This is a genomic window from uncultured Altibacter sp., assembly GCF_963972995.1.
GTDB lineage: Bacteria > Bacteroidota > Bacteroidia > Flavobacteriales > Flavobacteriaceae > Altibacter.
The window spans coordinates 1-15512 of sequence record NZ_CAXAXI010000009.1 but is presented as its reverse complement, the minus strand read 5'-3'; the positions used below and the strand labels follow the sequence as shown (position 1 = coordinate 15512).

Genomic DNA, 15512 nt, shown 5'->3' with positions numbered 1-15512 from the left:
TCTTTAATCGGCACATAACCTAATAGCCGAGTTATGCGAGGTAGGAAGCCACAAAGTCTTTGCTGTACTGTTTTATGTCTTCTCGGGTGCTTCTGAAAGCGGCTGCAATTTCGGCTTCTGTTCCCTCTACTTTTGATGGATCAGTAAAATTTTTGTGTAACCTTTTAGCGTTAGGAGCCGGGATGAAGGGACAGTTTTCGTTTGCATGATCACATACCGTGATTATGTAATCCCAAGCAATTCCTTCATATTCATCTACGTGATTGGAGGTGTGGTTGGAGATATCAATTCCGTCTTCTGCCATGAATTTTACAGCGTTCTTATTAAGTCCGTGCGTCTCTATGCCTGCGCTGTAGATCCGCGCCTTAGTTCCGGCATAATGTTCGATATAGCCTTGAGCCATCTGACTTCGACAGCTGTTTCCGGTACAGAGTATTAAAACATTTTTCATAGTACTAATTTTTTGTTTGTATTTCTCCTAGGATCGTACGAAGCTATTGCTATCGTGCTATGCAATGCGCTTTTCAACAATCGCTCTATTGAAGTATTTAAAAGTAACGGGTGGTTCATGATTAACAACAACCACTTTCGGGAGTGCAGCACGCCTCTTGCGACACGGTTACGGTCTGCTCGGGAACACCACACACCTCTTTAGCCTTGCAATCGGTTCGTTCGACAGATAGATGCAGATGTATCTCATCTTTTTGAATGGAATACCCGCGTATCTGCAATTGAGCCGTATGAAAAGAGTTATTTCCGTATTCGAACTTCACTTCAGCGGAAAGGTCGTATGGTCTCATTCTCCCCACTTTCTTTAAAATTCCCAGTGCTTTATACGCACTCATAAAATTTGTTTTTTCAACTTCCGAAGGGCTTTCCCATAGCTGAATGATCGTTTCGTTCCAAGCATCGGTTCCCGCGCCGCAATCTACGGAGTCTATGGAAATATGCTTTACTTCGGTGATATGGTAATTTGCGGCTACCCATAGTTTTGGTGCATATTCAAACAGCAATGCTTTTTCACTGTGCGTCGTTAGGAGGTCTAATAATTCTTGTGTTTTCATCGGTCTGTGGTTTAACAGCATGAAGCTGACGTTGTATTAAAAAAAGAGGTGAATGTTTTCTGCAATTCCTTAAAACGATCCACGTCTAAGCAATAGCATAGGTTGCGACCTTCAAATGTTCCCTTTAAAAGGCCGGCTTTTCTAATGACTTGCAGGTGTTGCGAAATAGTGGGTTGGGCGAGGCCTACTTCATCCACTATGTCGTTGCAAATACAACCTTCTTGTTTACTAATGTATTGTAAGATTGCAACGCGGGCGGGATGCGCCAAGACTTTTGCTATTTCAGCAATTTCTATTTGTTCGGTTGTGTGAAGTGACATTTTTGTAACACCCATATCAATTGAAGTAATATTGCAATATTACGATGAATAATGATAATAAAAAAACCTTTGAGGATATTTTTCAAAGGCTTTTCCAATTTTCTAGAACCACGGTTTTTTACCCACCTGATATGTTTGGTAGAACTCTTCGTCACTTTTAGTCAAGTAAATGATCCCTTCTATGAGTCCGATGATAATTGGAATATAGATCGTAAAGGCGCCCACAATAATGCACATTAATGGAAAGGAGATCACAAAAATGCTTAACAGAATGATACCCTCTTTGTTATATCCAAGGATAAACTTATGAACTCCCAATCCACCTACAAAAATACCGAGAAGACCGGCTAATAGCTTTTTGTTCTCACCACTATTGGTAGCTTGATTCCAACCTTCCTTGAACTCGTTGGTGGTCGATTTTGCTTCGTTCTCTGCATTGTTTGTGGCATCTTCCATGCGTTTTTGGGTACTGTCGAAACCTTCGTTGGTATTGTTTTCTTCCATGATGTTTTTGGTATTTAGTTGATTGTTAAATGTATAAAAAAATATTAAGCTGTCTATCCTTGAAAACCTATATTTTGAACGATGATATGCGGCTTATAAAAAAGCGCTGTCTATCGGCTCCCATAGTTCTATCTTGTTTCCTTCCGGGTCTAGGATCCATCCAAACTTTCCATATTCATATTCCTCCATTGTGCCAACTACAGTAACACCTTCTTTTTTTAGAATCTCTAATAACCCTTCGAGATCTGCAACCCGAAAATTCATCATGAATTCTTTTGTACTAGGCGCAAAATAGGTTGTATCTTTTTTAAAGGGGCTCCATTGGGTAGAGCATTTCTCGCCGTTTTCGTCCTTCCACCAAAAGGTACAACCATAGGCATCGGTGTTCAAACCTAAATGGTCACGGTACCAGTTCTTTATACTATCTGGGTCGTTTGTTTTAAAGAAGAATCCTCCCAAGCCTGTTACTCTTTTTTCCATATTATTTTTGATTAAATGATTTAAAACTTACTATGATCTTGTGGGCGATCACTTTTGCTAATTGCTCTTTACTTTCTATGGTCCATCCGGCAACATGCGGACTCAAAAGAACATTATCCATGGTGAGCAACTGTTTTAGAGCTTGGGGCAGTGCTTCTGAATCGAAGAGCGATTCAAAAGATGTCTTTTCAAATTCCAACACATCGAGGCCGGCTCCCAAGATCTTGCCAGTTTCCAAGGCAGAAACGACGTGGGAGGTGACTACACTTTTCCCTCGGGCCGTATTTAAAAGCCAGAACGGTTTTTCGACTGCCGTAATGAACGTGCGGTCTATCATTTTATCGGTACTCGGCGTCCAAGGGGTATGTAAACTTATAACATCTGCCTTTTTTTGAAGTTCCGCCAAAGGCACCTGTCTTGCATTTTCATCTCCCATGTTAGGTTTGATGTCATTACATAGCACCTCACAATCGAACCCTTTTAATTTTTTAGCAAATGATTTTCCCATATTTCCATACCCAATAATACCCACTGTTTTGCCATTGAGTTCAACACCACGATTAGCTTCGCGGTTCCATTGACCGGCCTTTACCTCCTTATCGGCCTTGTTCAACTTATTGAACAGGGATAATAACATTCCCAAGGCATGCTCACCTACTGCATTGCGATTTCCTTCCGGCGCCGATATAAGTTGAATGCCTTTAGATTCGGCATACGGGGTATCAATATTTTCCAGTCCGGCACCTACACGCGCAATGAACTTGAGATTGATGGCAGCATCTAAGAATGATGCGTCGATCTTAAACCGACTCCGGATCACAATACCTTGGTAGTTGTGAATGATCTTTTTAATTGCTTCTTCTGAAGAACTATAATCCTCCACATTTTCAAAGCCTTCAGAATTCAGGGTTTCAAGAAGCAAGGGGTGGTTTGTATCGAGATGGAGAATTTTCAAAAAGCTAAAGTTTAGGGTACAGGGTCTTGGTCTTTTCACTTGTAACATTCCCTGTGTGTTTGGTCGTATTTTTTTCGAAGAGCAAAACATGAACTTCTTCTCCGTTCTGTGTCTTGGGGCAGTGCTCAACTCCTTTGGGAACTACAATAAGCTCTCCCTTCCGAACGATCTCGGTGCGGTCCCTGAACTGCATTTCCAACGTTCCTTTTTGCACAAAGAAGAGTTCATCTTCTTCTTCGTGCTTATGCCAAACAAAATCGTCCTTCAGCTTAGCTAATAATACCTGCATATCATCAACAACCGCAATTTGATGGGGATGCCAATGCTCGCTGAAGCGGGTAAATTTTTCCTGTATATTAATGGCGTTCATGGCAGAGATTTACGCAAACAAGGTACTAATTTCTTCGGTTATTTTTGTCGGGCGGTGTGTTTTTCCATCGAGCAAACACCAAAGGGTTTTAGCTGTAACGATCGTTTGTTGATCGCTTCGGCGAACGATCTTATACTGTCGTTCACTCTTTACACCGTCATAGTTCTCGACCCAAGTTCGGACCTCCAATTCCTCCCCTTTAAATGAAGGAGCCTTATATTCTATAAAGTGATGTAGGACTACCCATACATATTTTTTACGCAATGCTTCGGAAGTTTTTGAGGTCCAATGTGCTTCGGCAGCCTCGAGACACCACTGTAAATAAATCACATTGTTTACATGCTCCATAGTATCGATGGCCGAAGCAGGAACCGTTAATTGATGTGAAAACACTTCCGATTTCAAAACCCGAGCACTACTTTAGAAATATAGAAGAACAGAAAAATTCCGAAGATATCATTACTGGTTGTAATAAAAGGACCCGTTGCAATGGCAGGGTCGATCCCCCTTCGGTCTAAGATGATGGGGACAAAAGTTCCTATAAGCGCGGCAACTATAATCACCGATAGCATGGAAACAGCTATGGTTATGCTTACTAATTGATCTTGCCCAACCACGAAGCCAAACCCTATGACCAAAAGCCCTAGTGCCGTGCCGTTAATGAGTGCTAGTCCCACTTCTTTTACAAGTCTGTTGAACAGACTTCCCTTCACATTGTCATTGGCCAATCCTTGAACAATGATCGCACTGGACTGCACGCCTACATTCCCTGCCATCGCTGCAATGAGCGGCGTAAAAAAGAACAGGATGGGAAAGCGCTCCAATGCTTCTTCAAAACCCTGCATGATATAGACACTTCCCAAGCCTCCAAAAAGGCCTAACACTAACCAAGGAAGGCGTGCACGGGTTAGTTCCCACACGCTGTCGTCTGCTTCTACATCCTGAGAAATACCTGCAGCCAACTGGTAATCCTTCTCGGCTTCATCCTTGATAAAATCTACGATATCGTCAATCGTAATTCTACCCACCAGAATGCCATCTTCATCAACTACAGGAATAGCTTCCAGGTCGTATTTTTGCATGATCCGCGCCACTTCTTCGTTATCGGTATGTACCGTGACATAGTCAACCTTTGGGATGAACACTTCACTGATCTTGGTCTTTTCGCCGGCAGTGAGCAGGTCCTTTAATGACAACCTGCCTGTAAGTTTTCCTTCTTTGTTGGTCACATAGATGGAATGGACACGGGTGACATTCTCGGCCTGTCGCCGCATTTCACGAACACAGCCGGCAACTGTCCATGTTTCTTTCACCTGAACGAGCTCTTTTGCCATCAAAGCTCCGGCAGTGTCTTCATCGTAATTAAGAAGCTCAACAATATCGGCGGCATGTTCCTCATCTTCAATCTTGCCAATGACCTCCTTTTGGATATCTTCGTCAAGTTCGGCGATAATATCGGCAGCGTCATCGGTGTCCAGCTCTTCAAGTTCTTGGGCAATTTCTGAAGGGGAGAGTCGATCCAAGATCTTCTCCCGAACATCATCGTCCAGTTCCATCAATGCTTCGGAAGTAAGCTCGCTTTCGAGTAACTTTATAATGTAGGTAGCATCATCACTTCCCAATTCTTCCAATAGTTCGGCAACATCGGCAAAGTGAAATTCCTGTAACAGCTCACGTAGGGCATTGCCGTCCTTTTGCGCAATGAGTTGCTCAATGTTCGCAATAAAGTCAGCTGTTATTTGAAATTGCATCCTTTTCCAGTTTTTGGGTGAGTTCAATAAATTGTGCTACCGTGAGTTGTTCGGGGCGTTGTCCAAAGATAGCATCTTCTTTCAATTTATTAGAGAGTTGGAAGGATTTTAAACTATTACGAAGGGTTTTCCTTCGTTGCTGAAAAGCGGTTTTAACTACGGTAAAGAACAGTTGCTCATTACAATCTAAAGTGTAGTTTTCCTTTCGGACCAAGCGGAGTACCCCGCTATCAACCTTAGGCGGTGGCTGAAAGACACCCGGCGGAACCGTAAAAAGATATTCGGCATCGTAGAAAGCTTGGGTAAGAACCGATAGTATTCCGTAGACCTTATTGCCTTCTTTGGCACAAATACGTTGGGCGACTTCCTTTTGGAACATTCCTGAAAATTCAGGGATTCGATGGCGGTGTTCCAAGGTTTTGAATACAATCTGAGTTGAGATATTGTAGGGAAAGTTTCCCGTAATCCCAAACGGTGCGCCGTTAAAAAGGGACGAAAGATCCGCTTTTAGAAAGTCGGCTTCCAAGATCGTGATGTTGGGATCTTTAAAATGTGTTTCCAAATAGGTTATGGACTCACTGTCAAGGTCCATGGCGATCACTTCGATATCTCTATCAATAAGATATTTGGTGAGCACTCCCATGCCGGGTCCAATTTCCAAGACATTGGTGTAACCCTTTAAATGAAGAGTGTTTCCTATCTTTTTGGCGATGGATTCATCTTTCAAGAAATGTTGTCCTAAATATTTTTTGGCCTTTACGTTTTTTTCCATTAGTGTTCGCTAATGATTTCCAGTTCGGTTCTAAAGGCTACAAAGGTACCTTCAAAAGGTTTGCTTTGCGCCCTAAGGGTTTCGGCATCTTCGGCATAGTACTTTTCCAACGTTGCTTTACTGTCTGTTGTATATTGCACCGAATAGGTCATCCCGCCCATTTCTTCTTCTACTTGAACACGCGACATGAGTGCCTTGCTGAATTTTCCCGTCTTCAGCATCGCAGGAATGTGTTCGGTTTGCATCCAATGGAGCCATTTCTTATGAACGCTTTCATCAATATTTACAGTGACATTATAGATATACATAAGTATTTAAAAAATTTGCGTGCCTTACTTAACGGGGGTGCTTGGCGCATAGGTTTCTATAAAAACGTTGGTCTTCTCAAGGATCTCTTTTTGTTTGCGGATGCGATTTTTCATCATATAATTATAGGTTGCCAGAATATTTAAGTACGATTTATTTTCGTACACCGAAAGATCCTGTGGTGTGCCTCCGATAAGATCGAAATGTTCGGCAACATAAGGATAGTAATAGTTAGAATAATTGTCTAACGATGCTTTGTCGATTCCTTCAGCCCAAGAATAATACTCATATAGACTAATAATGGCGTCCCGCAGCTCAAGATTTTCAAAAAAACGAATATCGCCTGAGGTGACCATAGTATTATAGGCGGTTTTCTTATAATAGGAATTGTTGTAGCTTAAAACGCGTAGTCCTAAGCCATTGATAGACCTCACATCGCCTTTAGAACCGATCATAGCGATTAGAGAATCGATATTTTCGCTTAACCGCTCCGAAGCTTTGATGGTTTGTTCAATATTTTGCCTGTTGAAACGTGCCTCCTGTAAAACATTTTCTACGTGTCGGTCGATGAGGCGTTGTTCTTTCTTTTCTTCGGAGCAGGTATTGAGTTGAAAGGCAATCAATATTCCAACAATCACAACGATAAATTCGAGCAAATGATTCAGCCAATCAATTTTTCTGGTTCCCCGCATCGTACATTTAATTTATAGCATCCCCTCGCAATGTTCGGTATTTTTTACGTGCTTCCACAAAAAAGATGCTGTCGGCAAAATGGAAGATGATCTGCTCGTAGAATTCTTTCGCCTTCTCCGGGAGTTGCAACTTTGTTTCATATAGTTTAGCAAGCTTAAAATGCGCATCGTCTGCTAAAATATCATCCTTATAAAACTCGATAAGTTTTAAGTAATTCGTTTCAGCTTTAGAGAATTGATTGGTTCGTTCGTAAAGTTCTCCCTGCTTCAATAGGGCTTCGTCCTCGATCTTCTCGCCCTTGTGATTTACAAGTATGTCATCCAATACGGCGATGGCGTCCAAATCCTTATTTTGAAGCGCTAATAGATCTGCGCGGGCATATTTCTTTAAGGCAGTTTGGGTAGAGTCTTCCAGCGTATTGTCCCGGATCATCAAACTTAATTGCATGGCATCATTGGCAATAAGCTGTGAAGCCGATTTCTTCAACACATCTAACTGGACTTGTGCCCATTCGAAATCTCCTTTAAAATAACTGGTGCGGGCTACCTTAAAGCGGGCCTCTTGAGCCAATACATCGCTGTTTATCTTTTTCTGAATTTGTGAATAGTAAATAAGCGCCTCATTGAATTTTTCATCAAAAACCAGGATATCGGCAAGTTCCATTTTTACTCGAGCCTCTTGGTAGGCGGTTAATCGTTGCGCCAATAATTCTTTTAAATGGGTAACGGCGGCTTCTTTTTTCCCAACCTTAAAGGCCAAAAAATGATTGTACTCTATCTGAAGCAAATACGTTTGCGATCCTCGACCATAGGTGTCTAACAACTGTTCGAACTTGGCTGAAACACTATCGTAGTCCTTGGGGGTGGCTGTGGCAAGCTCGATTTTCATTAGAAATTGATGGCCTTGTAATTTTGATTCGGCAGTGGCTGCATTTTCTATCACAAAATCCACCATGGCCCTTGCATTTTCATAATCTTCTTCAGAAATTGCTATGAGCGCAACGTCAATAATACCGTTTAAACTTTCTTCGCCCTGTCGTTTGTAAATGGCTTTTTCCTGCGTAAAGGCTTTTTTGAATTCTTTTTGCTGAATGAATAACCAACTCAACAATTGATTGTATAGAATTTCCGGCTGCTGTTGTGATTTCTGAAGCAATGTCTTGCGCAGTATCTCATTGGCTTCATTAAGGGGGTCCTCGGTGATGTACAAACTAAAATTACGCTGAGCAACGGCTCTATACGCCGGATTGCTGATCATAAGGTCGAGGTATTTGGAGAACATTTGCTCTAAATTTCCCTGCTCCCCATAGATACGCGCCAATTGTGCATTGAAATCTTTGTTAGGGTCCTGGGCCATGGCATTTTCGTAGACAATCACGGCCTTGTCCAGAAGACTGTGACGTGAGAAAGCATCACCAACAGTATAGGAATAATTTGAGTTCTCTTTGGCATACTGGATGGCCTTTGCATAGCTTTCCTCTGCCTGTGCTTCATTAGTCTGTAAAGAAAAATTGTACCCAAGTTCAACAAAGAACACAGGGTTTACGTTGCGCTGGTTCAAACGGCCATTGATGAGCTGTGCCGCTTCAGAAAAACGCTCCAATTGCTGGTTCGACTGTACCAATGCCATAAAGTAGTCCATACGACCCGGATTTTGCTCGTATAGTTTTTGATATAAGGACAAAGCCTTTTCGTATTCCCCTTGCTCAAAGTAATTCTTGGCAAGCAGCTCATTTTGAGCAAAACTTGCCGTAAGCGTGAATAAGAGAAAACATGTAATGAGATATCGCATTCGGTAAATATAACGATTTGCTTTCTGAAATGTATAGCAAAAATAAAGCCGTAGTCTTCCAAAATGCAAGAATACCTACAATACCCGTCGTAAAGAAAGACTAATCGATCGTATCGAACCCACAATACGGAATTAGTACCTTCGGGATCTTTATTCCTGAAGGGGTTTGGTAATTTTCCAGAATACCGGCCAGAACACGTGGCAATGCCAAAGCACTTCCGTTAAGTGTGTGAACCAACTTATTTTGACCATCGGTGTCTTTAAACCTTAGTTTTAGACGATTGGCTTGATACGTTTCAAAGTTAGACACCGAGGAAATCTCCAGCCATCGATCCTGTGCTGTGGAAAACACTTCAAAATCATACGTAAGCGCAGACGTGAACCCTAAGTCACCACCACATAGACGAAGGATGCGGTAGGGGAGTTCCAATTCACGCAGGATCTCCTTAACATGTTCTACCATGCCGTCCAAGGCGGCATAACTAGCGTCAGGGTGTTCAATACGAACAATCTCGACTTTGTCGAATTGATGTAACCTGTTCAAGCCGCGAACGTGGGCGCCGTAACTCCCGGCCTCACGGCGAAAACAAGGCGTATATCCCGTACAAGTAATGGGTAAGACATTGTGTGCTAAAAGGTCGCCTCGAAACAAATTGGTTACCGGAACTTCTGCCGTAGGAATGAGATAGAGGTCGTCAAGTCCCACATGATACATTTGGCCTTCTTTATCGGGTAACTGTCCGGTTCCAAAACCGGAAGCTTCATTGACTAAGTGAGGCACTTGATATTCGGTATAGCCGGCAGCAGTATTCTTATCTAAGAAATAGGCGATCAAAGCACGTTGCAGACGCGCACCCTTCCCTTTATAAACAGGAAATCCCGCCCCCGTTATCTTTACACCTAATTCAAAATCGATAAGGTCGTATTTTTTTGCCAGTTCCCAGTGGGGCAGCGCTTCGCTGTCCAGAGACGGAATGTCACCCTCCCGAAATACCTCCTCATTGTCGTTCTCATCGGTTCCTGCAGGGACGAGTTCGTTAGGAATATTTGGTATGGTATACAATAGCTGCTGGAGGCGGTCGGAAACCGCAGTAAGTTTGTCGGTGAGCTCTTTGGACGTTTCCTTAAGCTGTGTTGTTTTTTCTTTTAACAGGTTTGCTTTTTGAGTCTCTCCACTTTGATAGAGTTTCCCGATCTCCTTTGAGAAGGTGTTGGACTGCGCAAGGGTTTCATCCAATTGAAGCTGTGTGCTGCGTCGTTCTTCATCGGCTTTCAAAACATCCTCAAAAAGGGCTTCGGCGGCAACGCCTCGTTTGGCAAGCGCTGCAATATATATTTCTTTATGTTCCCGAATCTCTTGTACCTGTAACATGTGTGGTGCTTTTAGGGCAGCAAATTTACGGAAATAGGCTTATTTATCGCTAGACTTTTTATTATATTCCCGTTCCATATAATTTTTAGGAGAAGGGAGGATCCAGTCGTGATGTTTAAAATGGGACCACTTTTCGGCAGCGAGATCAACGGTGGGCTCAATGAGTGCAAAATAGGCGCCGCCGTTAACTCGTACCCGCGCATCCATATAGACCTCAACATCCCTGCCAGCGGCTGCTTCTTTAGCTTCAATACGCTGCGCCAACTGCCAAAGTAGATCGGGTTTGGACTGAACGGCTCGCAATTGTTTTTTAGACACGAGCGTGTGATGTGGATAGCGAACTCGTTTTCCGGTATTCTTGTCTACAACCCATACCGAAAGACTTCCGCTTTTACTGCGCAACATCATACGCCAACTTAGACGGTGTCCTTCTTCGGTCCAAAGCACATCATCTTTAAAAAACCAGTGACGCAACGGCAGGGCGATCTGTACAATAAAATATACTGAAAGAACACCTACAAGGAGTTGCTTATGCTTCGGAACTATGATTTCCCCTTCCGTATACCGTGTTTTATTAGGTAAGAATCGCTTCTGAAGGATTTCAGGAGAAAAGAAGAAAAGCGCAAAGGCAATCGACATATAAGGGAAGATGCCTATTTGAAAAACGAAGGAATTAAAAAGGTGAAAAAAGATCGAAATGACAAAACCCAGCACTCGGGTACGCTTCCATAACATGAGTGGCACTATAAGAAGATCGAACAAAATCCCTACATAGGCGATCGACCAATGTACCCAGTTTTCCTGTAACAGACCGCCTATAAGCCAATAATCACTTTTGCCTTTCATAAAAAGAGCGGGTACCGAAGCATCCAGCCAATCCGGATACCATTTTGCGACCGATGCATAGGTATAAACGATCCAGACTTGAAGAATGAGGAACCATAATACCCATCTGGGCATGGACGGAGATTTTATATCGGAATTTAGTTTAGCATCCAGCGACAACCAACGGTGTGCCGGAAGGAATACCATGATCCAGCACAATAACATCATGAGGTAATAATGATTGTTATAGGAGGTTTTTTGCATAAGATAGACGCAGGTCCACATAAGCGCATAGGCGGCCATGCTGTATCGATATTTGTAGCCTAGGGTTACCAATACCCCGAAAACCCCCATTAGGGCAAAGTAGTAATACATCCCGGTACCGGGCAGGGGTTGGAGAAATTCGAACCCAATGAAATTGAATGTGAACTCAGGTTCTACAAGCGTGCGCCGCACCCAGCCGGTAGCAATGGCTCCAAAGGCTTCTACAGTGATCAAAAAACCAAAAATTACGCGAAAGAGAACAAGACCCGTATTGTCAATATGTTTGAATAACCATTTATTCATGTGTGTCCAAATAACTGCGTGCAAATTGCTCGTCCTTTTCTATAGCCTGTTTCAGCAGATCAACATCCTTAAAATGTGCTTCATCGCGAATATGCGTCAAAAATTCAATTCGCAGAGATCTGTTGTAAAGATCCATATCAAGATCAAGAAAATAGGTTTCAATGGTCGTTTCGGTGCCGCCCACCGTAGGATTTGTCCCTATGCTGGTAATACCGTACGCCGTATTCCCATCGATATTCGAGCGAACCACATACACGCCATTTTTAGGGATAAGCTTATAATTTTCAGCAATATGAAGATTTGCCGTAGGGTACGCTAACGTCCTTCCTATTCGTTTGCCTTTTATGACCGTTCCTGTAAGCATGAAGGGGTAGCCAAGAAAGTTATTGGCCGTGGTAATATCTCCGGCGAGTAGTGCCCTTCGGATCTTGGTGGAACTTACCGCTACTTCATCCAGTTCTTGAGCACTGATCTCTTCCACTTCAAAATGATAGGTTTTTCCAAAGTCACGCAGATCTTCTATGGTTGCGGTTCGGTTACGTCCAAAACGGTGGTCGTAGCCAATGATGATCTTCTTGGCCCTTAATTTGTTTACGAGAATATCCCGAACATACTCTACTGCGGTAAGCCGTGAAAATGCGTGTGTAAAAGGATGAATCACCAAGTGGTCGAGACCCGTTTGCTGAAGTAATTCTTTTTTTTCTGAAATAGTATTGATAAGCTGAAGGCTGGTATCTGTTTGCAGAACCATTCGGGGATGCGGGAAAAAGGTAAGTAACACCGAATCCAGATCTTCTTTCTTGGCGGTAGCGACCAACCGATGCAAGATCGCCTTATGGCCAATATGAACACCATCGAATGTTCCAATGGTCACGACGGTTTGCCGACCGCTGGTAAATGCCGCTGCTGAAGAATACTCTTTCAAATTATTTTCCGTTAAATGTGTTCATAGTAATTGAAATACCCGCCAATCCAAAGGATTCTATCACCTCGCAACCTTTTTCCAGGCGCTCGGGTAGTTGCTGCAGTTCTTGTTCGTCCCAGTGTCCCAAGACATAATCTACTTGTCTTCCTTTTGAGAACTCATCGCTAATTCCAAAACGGAAGCGATTGTATTGTGTTGTCTGTAGCGTATTTTGGATGTCTTTTAATCCGTTATGTCCTCCGTCACTTCCTTTAGTTTTGATGCGAATCGTGCCAAAAGGCAGGTTGAGATCATCTGTAATGACCAACAGATTTTCTAAGGGGATCTTCTCTTTTTCCAACCAATAGGCCACTGCTTTCCCGCTTAGGTTCATATAGGTATTTGGCTTTAACAGTAGAAAGGTACGACCTTTCTTTTTGTGTGTGGTAACATCGCCAAGACGTGCTGTTTCCCATGTAAGGGATTCACGTTGGGCAAGGTGATCCAACATCTTGAAACCAATATTATGACGTGTATTTTCGTATTTAGGACCAATGTTTCCCAATCCTGCAATAAGAAATTTCTTCATAGGGTCGCCTTCGGTGTAAGGATGCTCTTCTTTGGTTGCAAAAAGTTTCTTTAAAAAAGCAAACATAGCAATTGTTTAACTTCAGTAAAAATAAAAAAAGCATCCCGAATCCACGAGATGCTTTTCATTTATATTCAAGACAAGAAAGTTATTCCTTAACAGCTGCTACATCGTCTGTTTCAGTTGCCGGAACATCTCCTGCTTCAGTTTCTCCTTCTTCTCCTTCTTCATCGGTTTCTTCTTCCTCTTCAAGATCTGCAATAGCAGTTCTAGAAGTTCTAATCTGACAGATAACCGTGTTGTCGGGGTGTAAGATCTTATAATCGTCTGTTTGTACGGCAGTAACGTACATTTTTGCACCAATCTTCATTTCTGTAATATCGGCTTCGATAAAGTCCGGTAAGTTTTCAGGCAACGCTTTGATACGTAATTTACGAGTTACCACACGTAATACACCCCCGTTACGCACACCACGTGAATTACCCACGATACGCACAGGAATCTCCATCATCACCTCTTTATCGTCGTAGATTTGATAGAAGTCCATGTGAAGGATTCGGTCATTTACCGGGTGGAATTGAATGTCTTGAAGAATGGCGTTCACTTTAATACCATCTTCTAAGGCAATTACAACTGTATGTACATCCGGAGTGTACACCAAGTGTCTAAATGCCAGTTCATCTGCTGAAAAGTGAATAGGCTTATCCCCTCCGTACACTACGCAAGGAACCTTTCCAGCATTACGTAAGGCCTTGGTCGATACCTTGCCCACGCTTTCTCTTTGAGATCCGTTAATTGTAATTGATTTCATTGTAAAATATTAGTTATAAATACGTTTTCCCATTTTAAAGGGGTGCAAATGTAGGTATTTCTGAAATAAGAGGAAAGAAAAAACAAGAGAGAAAAAAAAGAAGAGATCATATTTTCCTTTTTTCTCTGTTTTCGCAAAATAATAAAAGCTACCCTAACAAAGCTATATGCCGTATTCTTACAGCTTGGAGACCGTTATTTTGTAAAGGAGTTACATCAAGAACTTAGAACTGATGGACTGATTGGTGTGAACGCTCAGCATGACATCGGCGAAAAGGTTGGCACAGCTTAGTACCCGAATCTTTTTACTTTCCTGACGCAGCGGAATGGAATCGGTTACAATAAGCTCTTCCAGTTTCGATTTTTCTAAACGATCGTATGCACTTCCTGAAAGAATAGGATGCGTACAGATCGCACGAACACTTAATGCGCCGCGCTCCATCATCAAATCTGCCGCTTTGGTGAGCGTCCCGGCAGTATCTACCATATCATCTACCAAGACTACGTTCTTGCCTTCCACATCACCAATAAGCTCCATGTGCGAGATCACATTGGCCTTCTCACGTTGTTTATAACAGATCACTACATCACTTTCCAAAGCCTTGGAATAGGCATACGCTCGCTTCGATCCACCCATATCGGGGGAAGCAATGGTAAGATTTTCTAAATTCAATTTTTTAAGATAGGGTAGGAAAATGGTAGAGGCAAACAAATGGTCCACCGGTTTTTCAAAAAATCCCTGAATCTGATCGGCATGAAGATCCATAGTAATGATTCGGGTTGCACCGGCCGCTTCCAGCATTTTCGCAACCAACTTGGCGGCGATAGGCACCCTAGGTTTGTCCTTTCTGTCCTGACGTGCCCAGCCAAAATAAGGCAGAACGGCGGTAATGTGTCTTGCTGAGGAACGCTTGGCAGCATCGAGCATTAGCAACATTTCCATGAGGTGGTCGCTATTAGGATGTGTAGAACCAATAATAAAAACCCGGCTTCCTCGAACCGATTCCTCGAAGGAGGGCTGAAATTCTCCATCGCTGTAATGTGAAGTGATTACATTTCCCAAAGGTGTTCCAAAAGCATTGGCAATGGCCTGGGCGAGGACTTGACTTTGTTTACAGGCGAAGATCTTGGGTTCCGGAGTTTGCGTTGGCATAGCGTTGAATGAGATAGCGGTTGGTGAACAGCAAAGGTAAATGAATAGCAAAGCTTTCAAAAAAAATGATAGAAAGAATTACTAACAAATTACAATTTATTGTTTATTTTTGCCATCCGTTTCTTTCGGTGACTGTGTTGTGGTCAAATGCTCGAGTGGCGGATCCGATAGCTATCGGAATGGTAGACTTGCCTGTAGTGCCTCTCGCAGGCAGGCGCGCTGGATTCAAAATCTAGTGAGTAATTATGCTCAAGTGGCGGAATTGGTAGACGCGCTGGATTCAAAA

General features: G+C 42.7%; 19 protein-coding genes. All 19 read right to left on the bottom strand.

Annotation, left to right across the window (positions count from 1 at the left end):
• Nucleotides 1-31: 31 nt before the first annotated feature.
• Complete coding sequence (locus AACZ11_RS05420) at nt 32-451, bottom strand: arsenate reductase ArsC (protein ID WP_290628903.1); 420 nt, start codon at nt 449-451, stop codon at nt 32-34.
• A gap of 121 nt (nt 452-572) precedes the next feature.
• Nucleotides 573-1064: a DUF6428 family protein gene (locus tag AACZ11_RS05415; protein ID WP_290628904.1), complete on the bottom strand. Its 492-nt coding sequence runs from the start codon at nt 1062-1064 to the stop codon at nt 573-575.
• 11 nt (nt 1065-1075) lie between these two features.
• On the bottom strand, nt 1076-1399 hold the full coding sequence (locus tag AACZ11_RS05410; protein ID WP_290628905.1) for a metalloregulator ArsR/SmtB family transcription factor: 324 nt from the start codon (nt 1397-1399) through the stop codon (nt 1076-1078).
• Nucleotides 1400-1486: 87 nt separating this feature from the next.
• The gene (locus tag AACZ11_RS05405; RefSeq protein ID WP_290628906.1) at nt 1487-1888 is read right to left on the bottom strand and encodes a TM2 domain-containing protein; all 402 of its coding nucleotides are present in this window, start codon (nt 1886-1888) and stop codon (nt 1487-1489) included.
• A gap of 93 nt (nt 1889-1981) precedes the next feature.
• A complete protein-coding gene (locus tag AACZ11_RS05400; protein WP_290628907.1) occupies nt 1982-2368 on the bottom strand; it encodes a VOC family protein in 387 nt (128 codons plus the stop codon).
• 1 nt (nt 2369) lies between these two features.
• On the bottom strand, nt 2370-3323 hold the full coding sequence (locus tag AACZ11_RS05395; RefSeq protein WP_290628908.1) for a 2-hydroxyacid dehydrogenase: 954 nt from the start codon (nt 3321-3323) through the stop codon (nt 2370-2372).
• A 4-nt stretch (nt 3324-3327) separates the two neighbouring features.
• Nucleotides 3328-3693, bottom strand: coding sequence for a cupin domain-containing protein (locus AACZ11_RS05390; protein WP_290628909.1), 366 nt, complete (start codon nt 3691-3693; stop codon nt 3328-3330).
• A gap of 9 nt (nt 3694-3702) precedes the next feature.
• On the bottom strand, nt 3703-4098 hold the full coding sequence (locus tag AACZ11_RS05385; RefSeq protein WP_290628910.1) for a thioesterase family protein: 396 nt from the start codon (nt 4096-4098) through the stop codon (nt 3703-3705).
• The gene (mgtE, locus tag AACZ11_RS05380) at nt 4095-5444 is read right to left on the bottom strand and encodes a magnesium transporter (RefSeq protein ID WP_290628912.1); all 1350 of its coding nucleotides are present in this window, start codon (nt 5442-5444) and stop codon (nt 4095-4097) included. Before mgtE ends, AACZ11_RS05385 begins: the two co-directional genes overlap by 4 nt.
• The gene (rsmA, locus tag AACZ11_RS05375; RefSeq protein ID WP_290628914.1) at nt 5422-6216 is read right to left on the bottom strand and encodes a 16S rRNA (adenine(1518)-N(6)/adenine(1519)-N(6))-dimethyltransferase RsmA; all 795 of its coding nucleotides are present in this window, start codon (nt 6214-6216) and stop codon (nt 5422-5424) included. Before rsmA ends, mgtE begins: the two co-directional genes overlap by 23 nt.
• Nucleotides 6216-6524: a DUF4286 family protein gene (locus AACZ11_RS05370; protein ID WP_290628916.1), complete on the bottom strand. Its 309-nt coding sequence runs from the start codon at nt 6522-6524 to the stop codon at nt 6216-6218. The genes rsmA and AACZ11_RS05370 overlap by 1 nt, the downstream gene beginning before the upstream one ends.
• A gap of 24 nt (nt 6525-6548) precedes the next feature.
• On the bottom strand, nt 6549-7214 hold the full coding sequence (locus tag AACZ11_RS05365) for a DUF6090 family protein (protein ID WP_290628918.1): 666 nt from the start codon (nt 7212-7214) through the stop codon (nt 6549-6551).
• 7 nt (nt 7215-7221) lie between these two features.
• Nucleotides 7222-9006: a tetratricopeptide repeat protein gene (locus tag AACZ11_RS05360; RefSeq protein WP_290628920.1), complete on the bottom strand. Its 1785-nt coding sequence runs from the start codon at nt 9004-9006 to the stop codon at nt 7222-7224.
• Nucleotides 9007-9106: 100 nt separating this feature from the next.
• The gene (gene serS / locus AACZ11_RS05355) at nt 9107-10378 is read right to left on the bottom strand and encodes a serine--tRNA ligase (RefSeq protein ID WP_290628921.1); all 1272 of its coding nucleotides are present in this window, start codon (nt 10376-10378) and stop codon (nt 9107-9109) included.
• A 39-nt stretch (nt 10379-10417) separates the two neighbouring features.
• Nucleotides 10418-11770: an HTTM domain-containing protein gene (locus AACZ11_RS05350; protein WP_290628923.1), complete on the bottom strand. Its 1353-nt coding sequence runs from the start codon at nt 11768-11770 to the stop codon at nt 10418-10420.
• Complete coding sequence (locus tag AACZ11_RS05345) at nt 11763-12695, bottom strand: bifunctional riboflavin kinase/FAD synthetase (protein ID WP_290628925.1); 933 nt, start codon at nt 12693-12695, stop codon at nt 11763-11765. The genes AACZ11_RS05350 and AACZ11_RS05345 overlap by 8 nt, the downstream gene beginning before the upstream one ends.
• Before the next feature lies 1 nt (nt 12696).
• Nucleotides 12697-13329, bottom strand: a complete 633-nt coding sequence (pth, locus tag AACZ11_RS05340) for an aminoacyl-tRNA hydrolase (RefSeq protein ID WP_290628927.1) — start codon at nt 13327-13329, stop codon at nt 12697-12699.
• 82 nt (nt 13330-13411) lie between these two features.
• Nucleotides 13412-14074 (bottom strand): 50S ribosomal protein L25/general stress protein Ctc, encoded by a 663-nt coding sequence (locus AACZ11_RS05335; protein WP_290628929.1) that lies wholly within the window; start codon nt 14072-14074, stop codon nt 13412-13414.
• Nucleotides 14075-14284: 210 nt separating this feature from the next.
• Entirely contained in the window at nt 14285-15226 is a 942-nt protein-coding gene (locus tag AACZ11_RS05330) for a ribose-phosphate pyrophosphokinase (protein WP_290628931.1), read from the bottom strand.
• Nucleotides 15227-15512 lie beyond the last annotated feature (286 nt).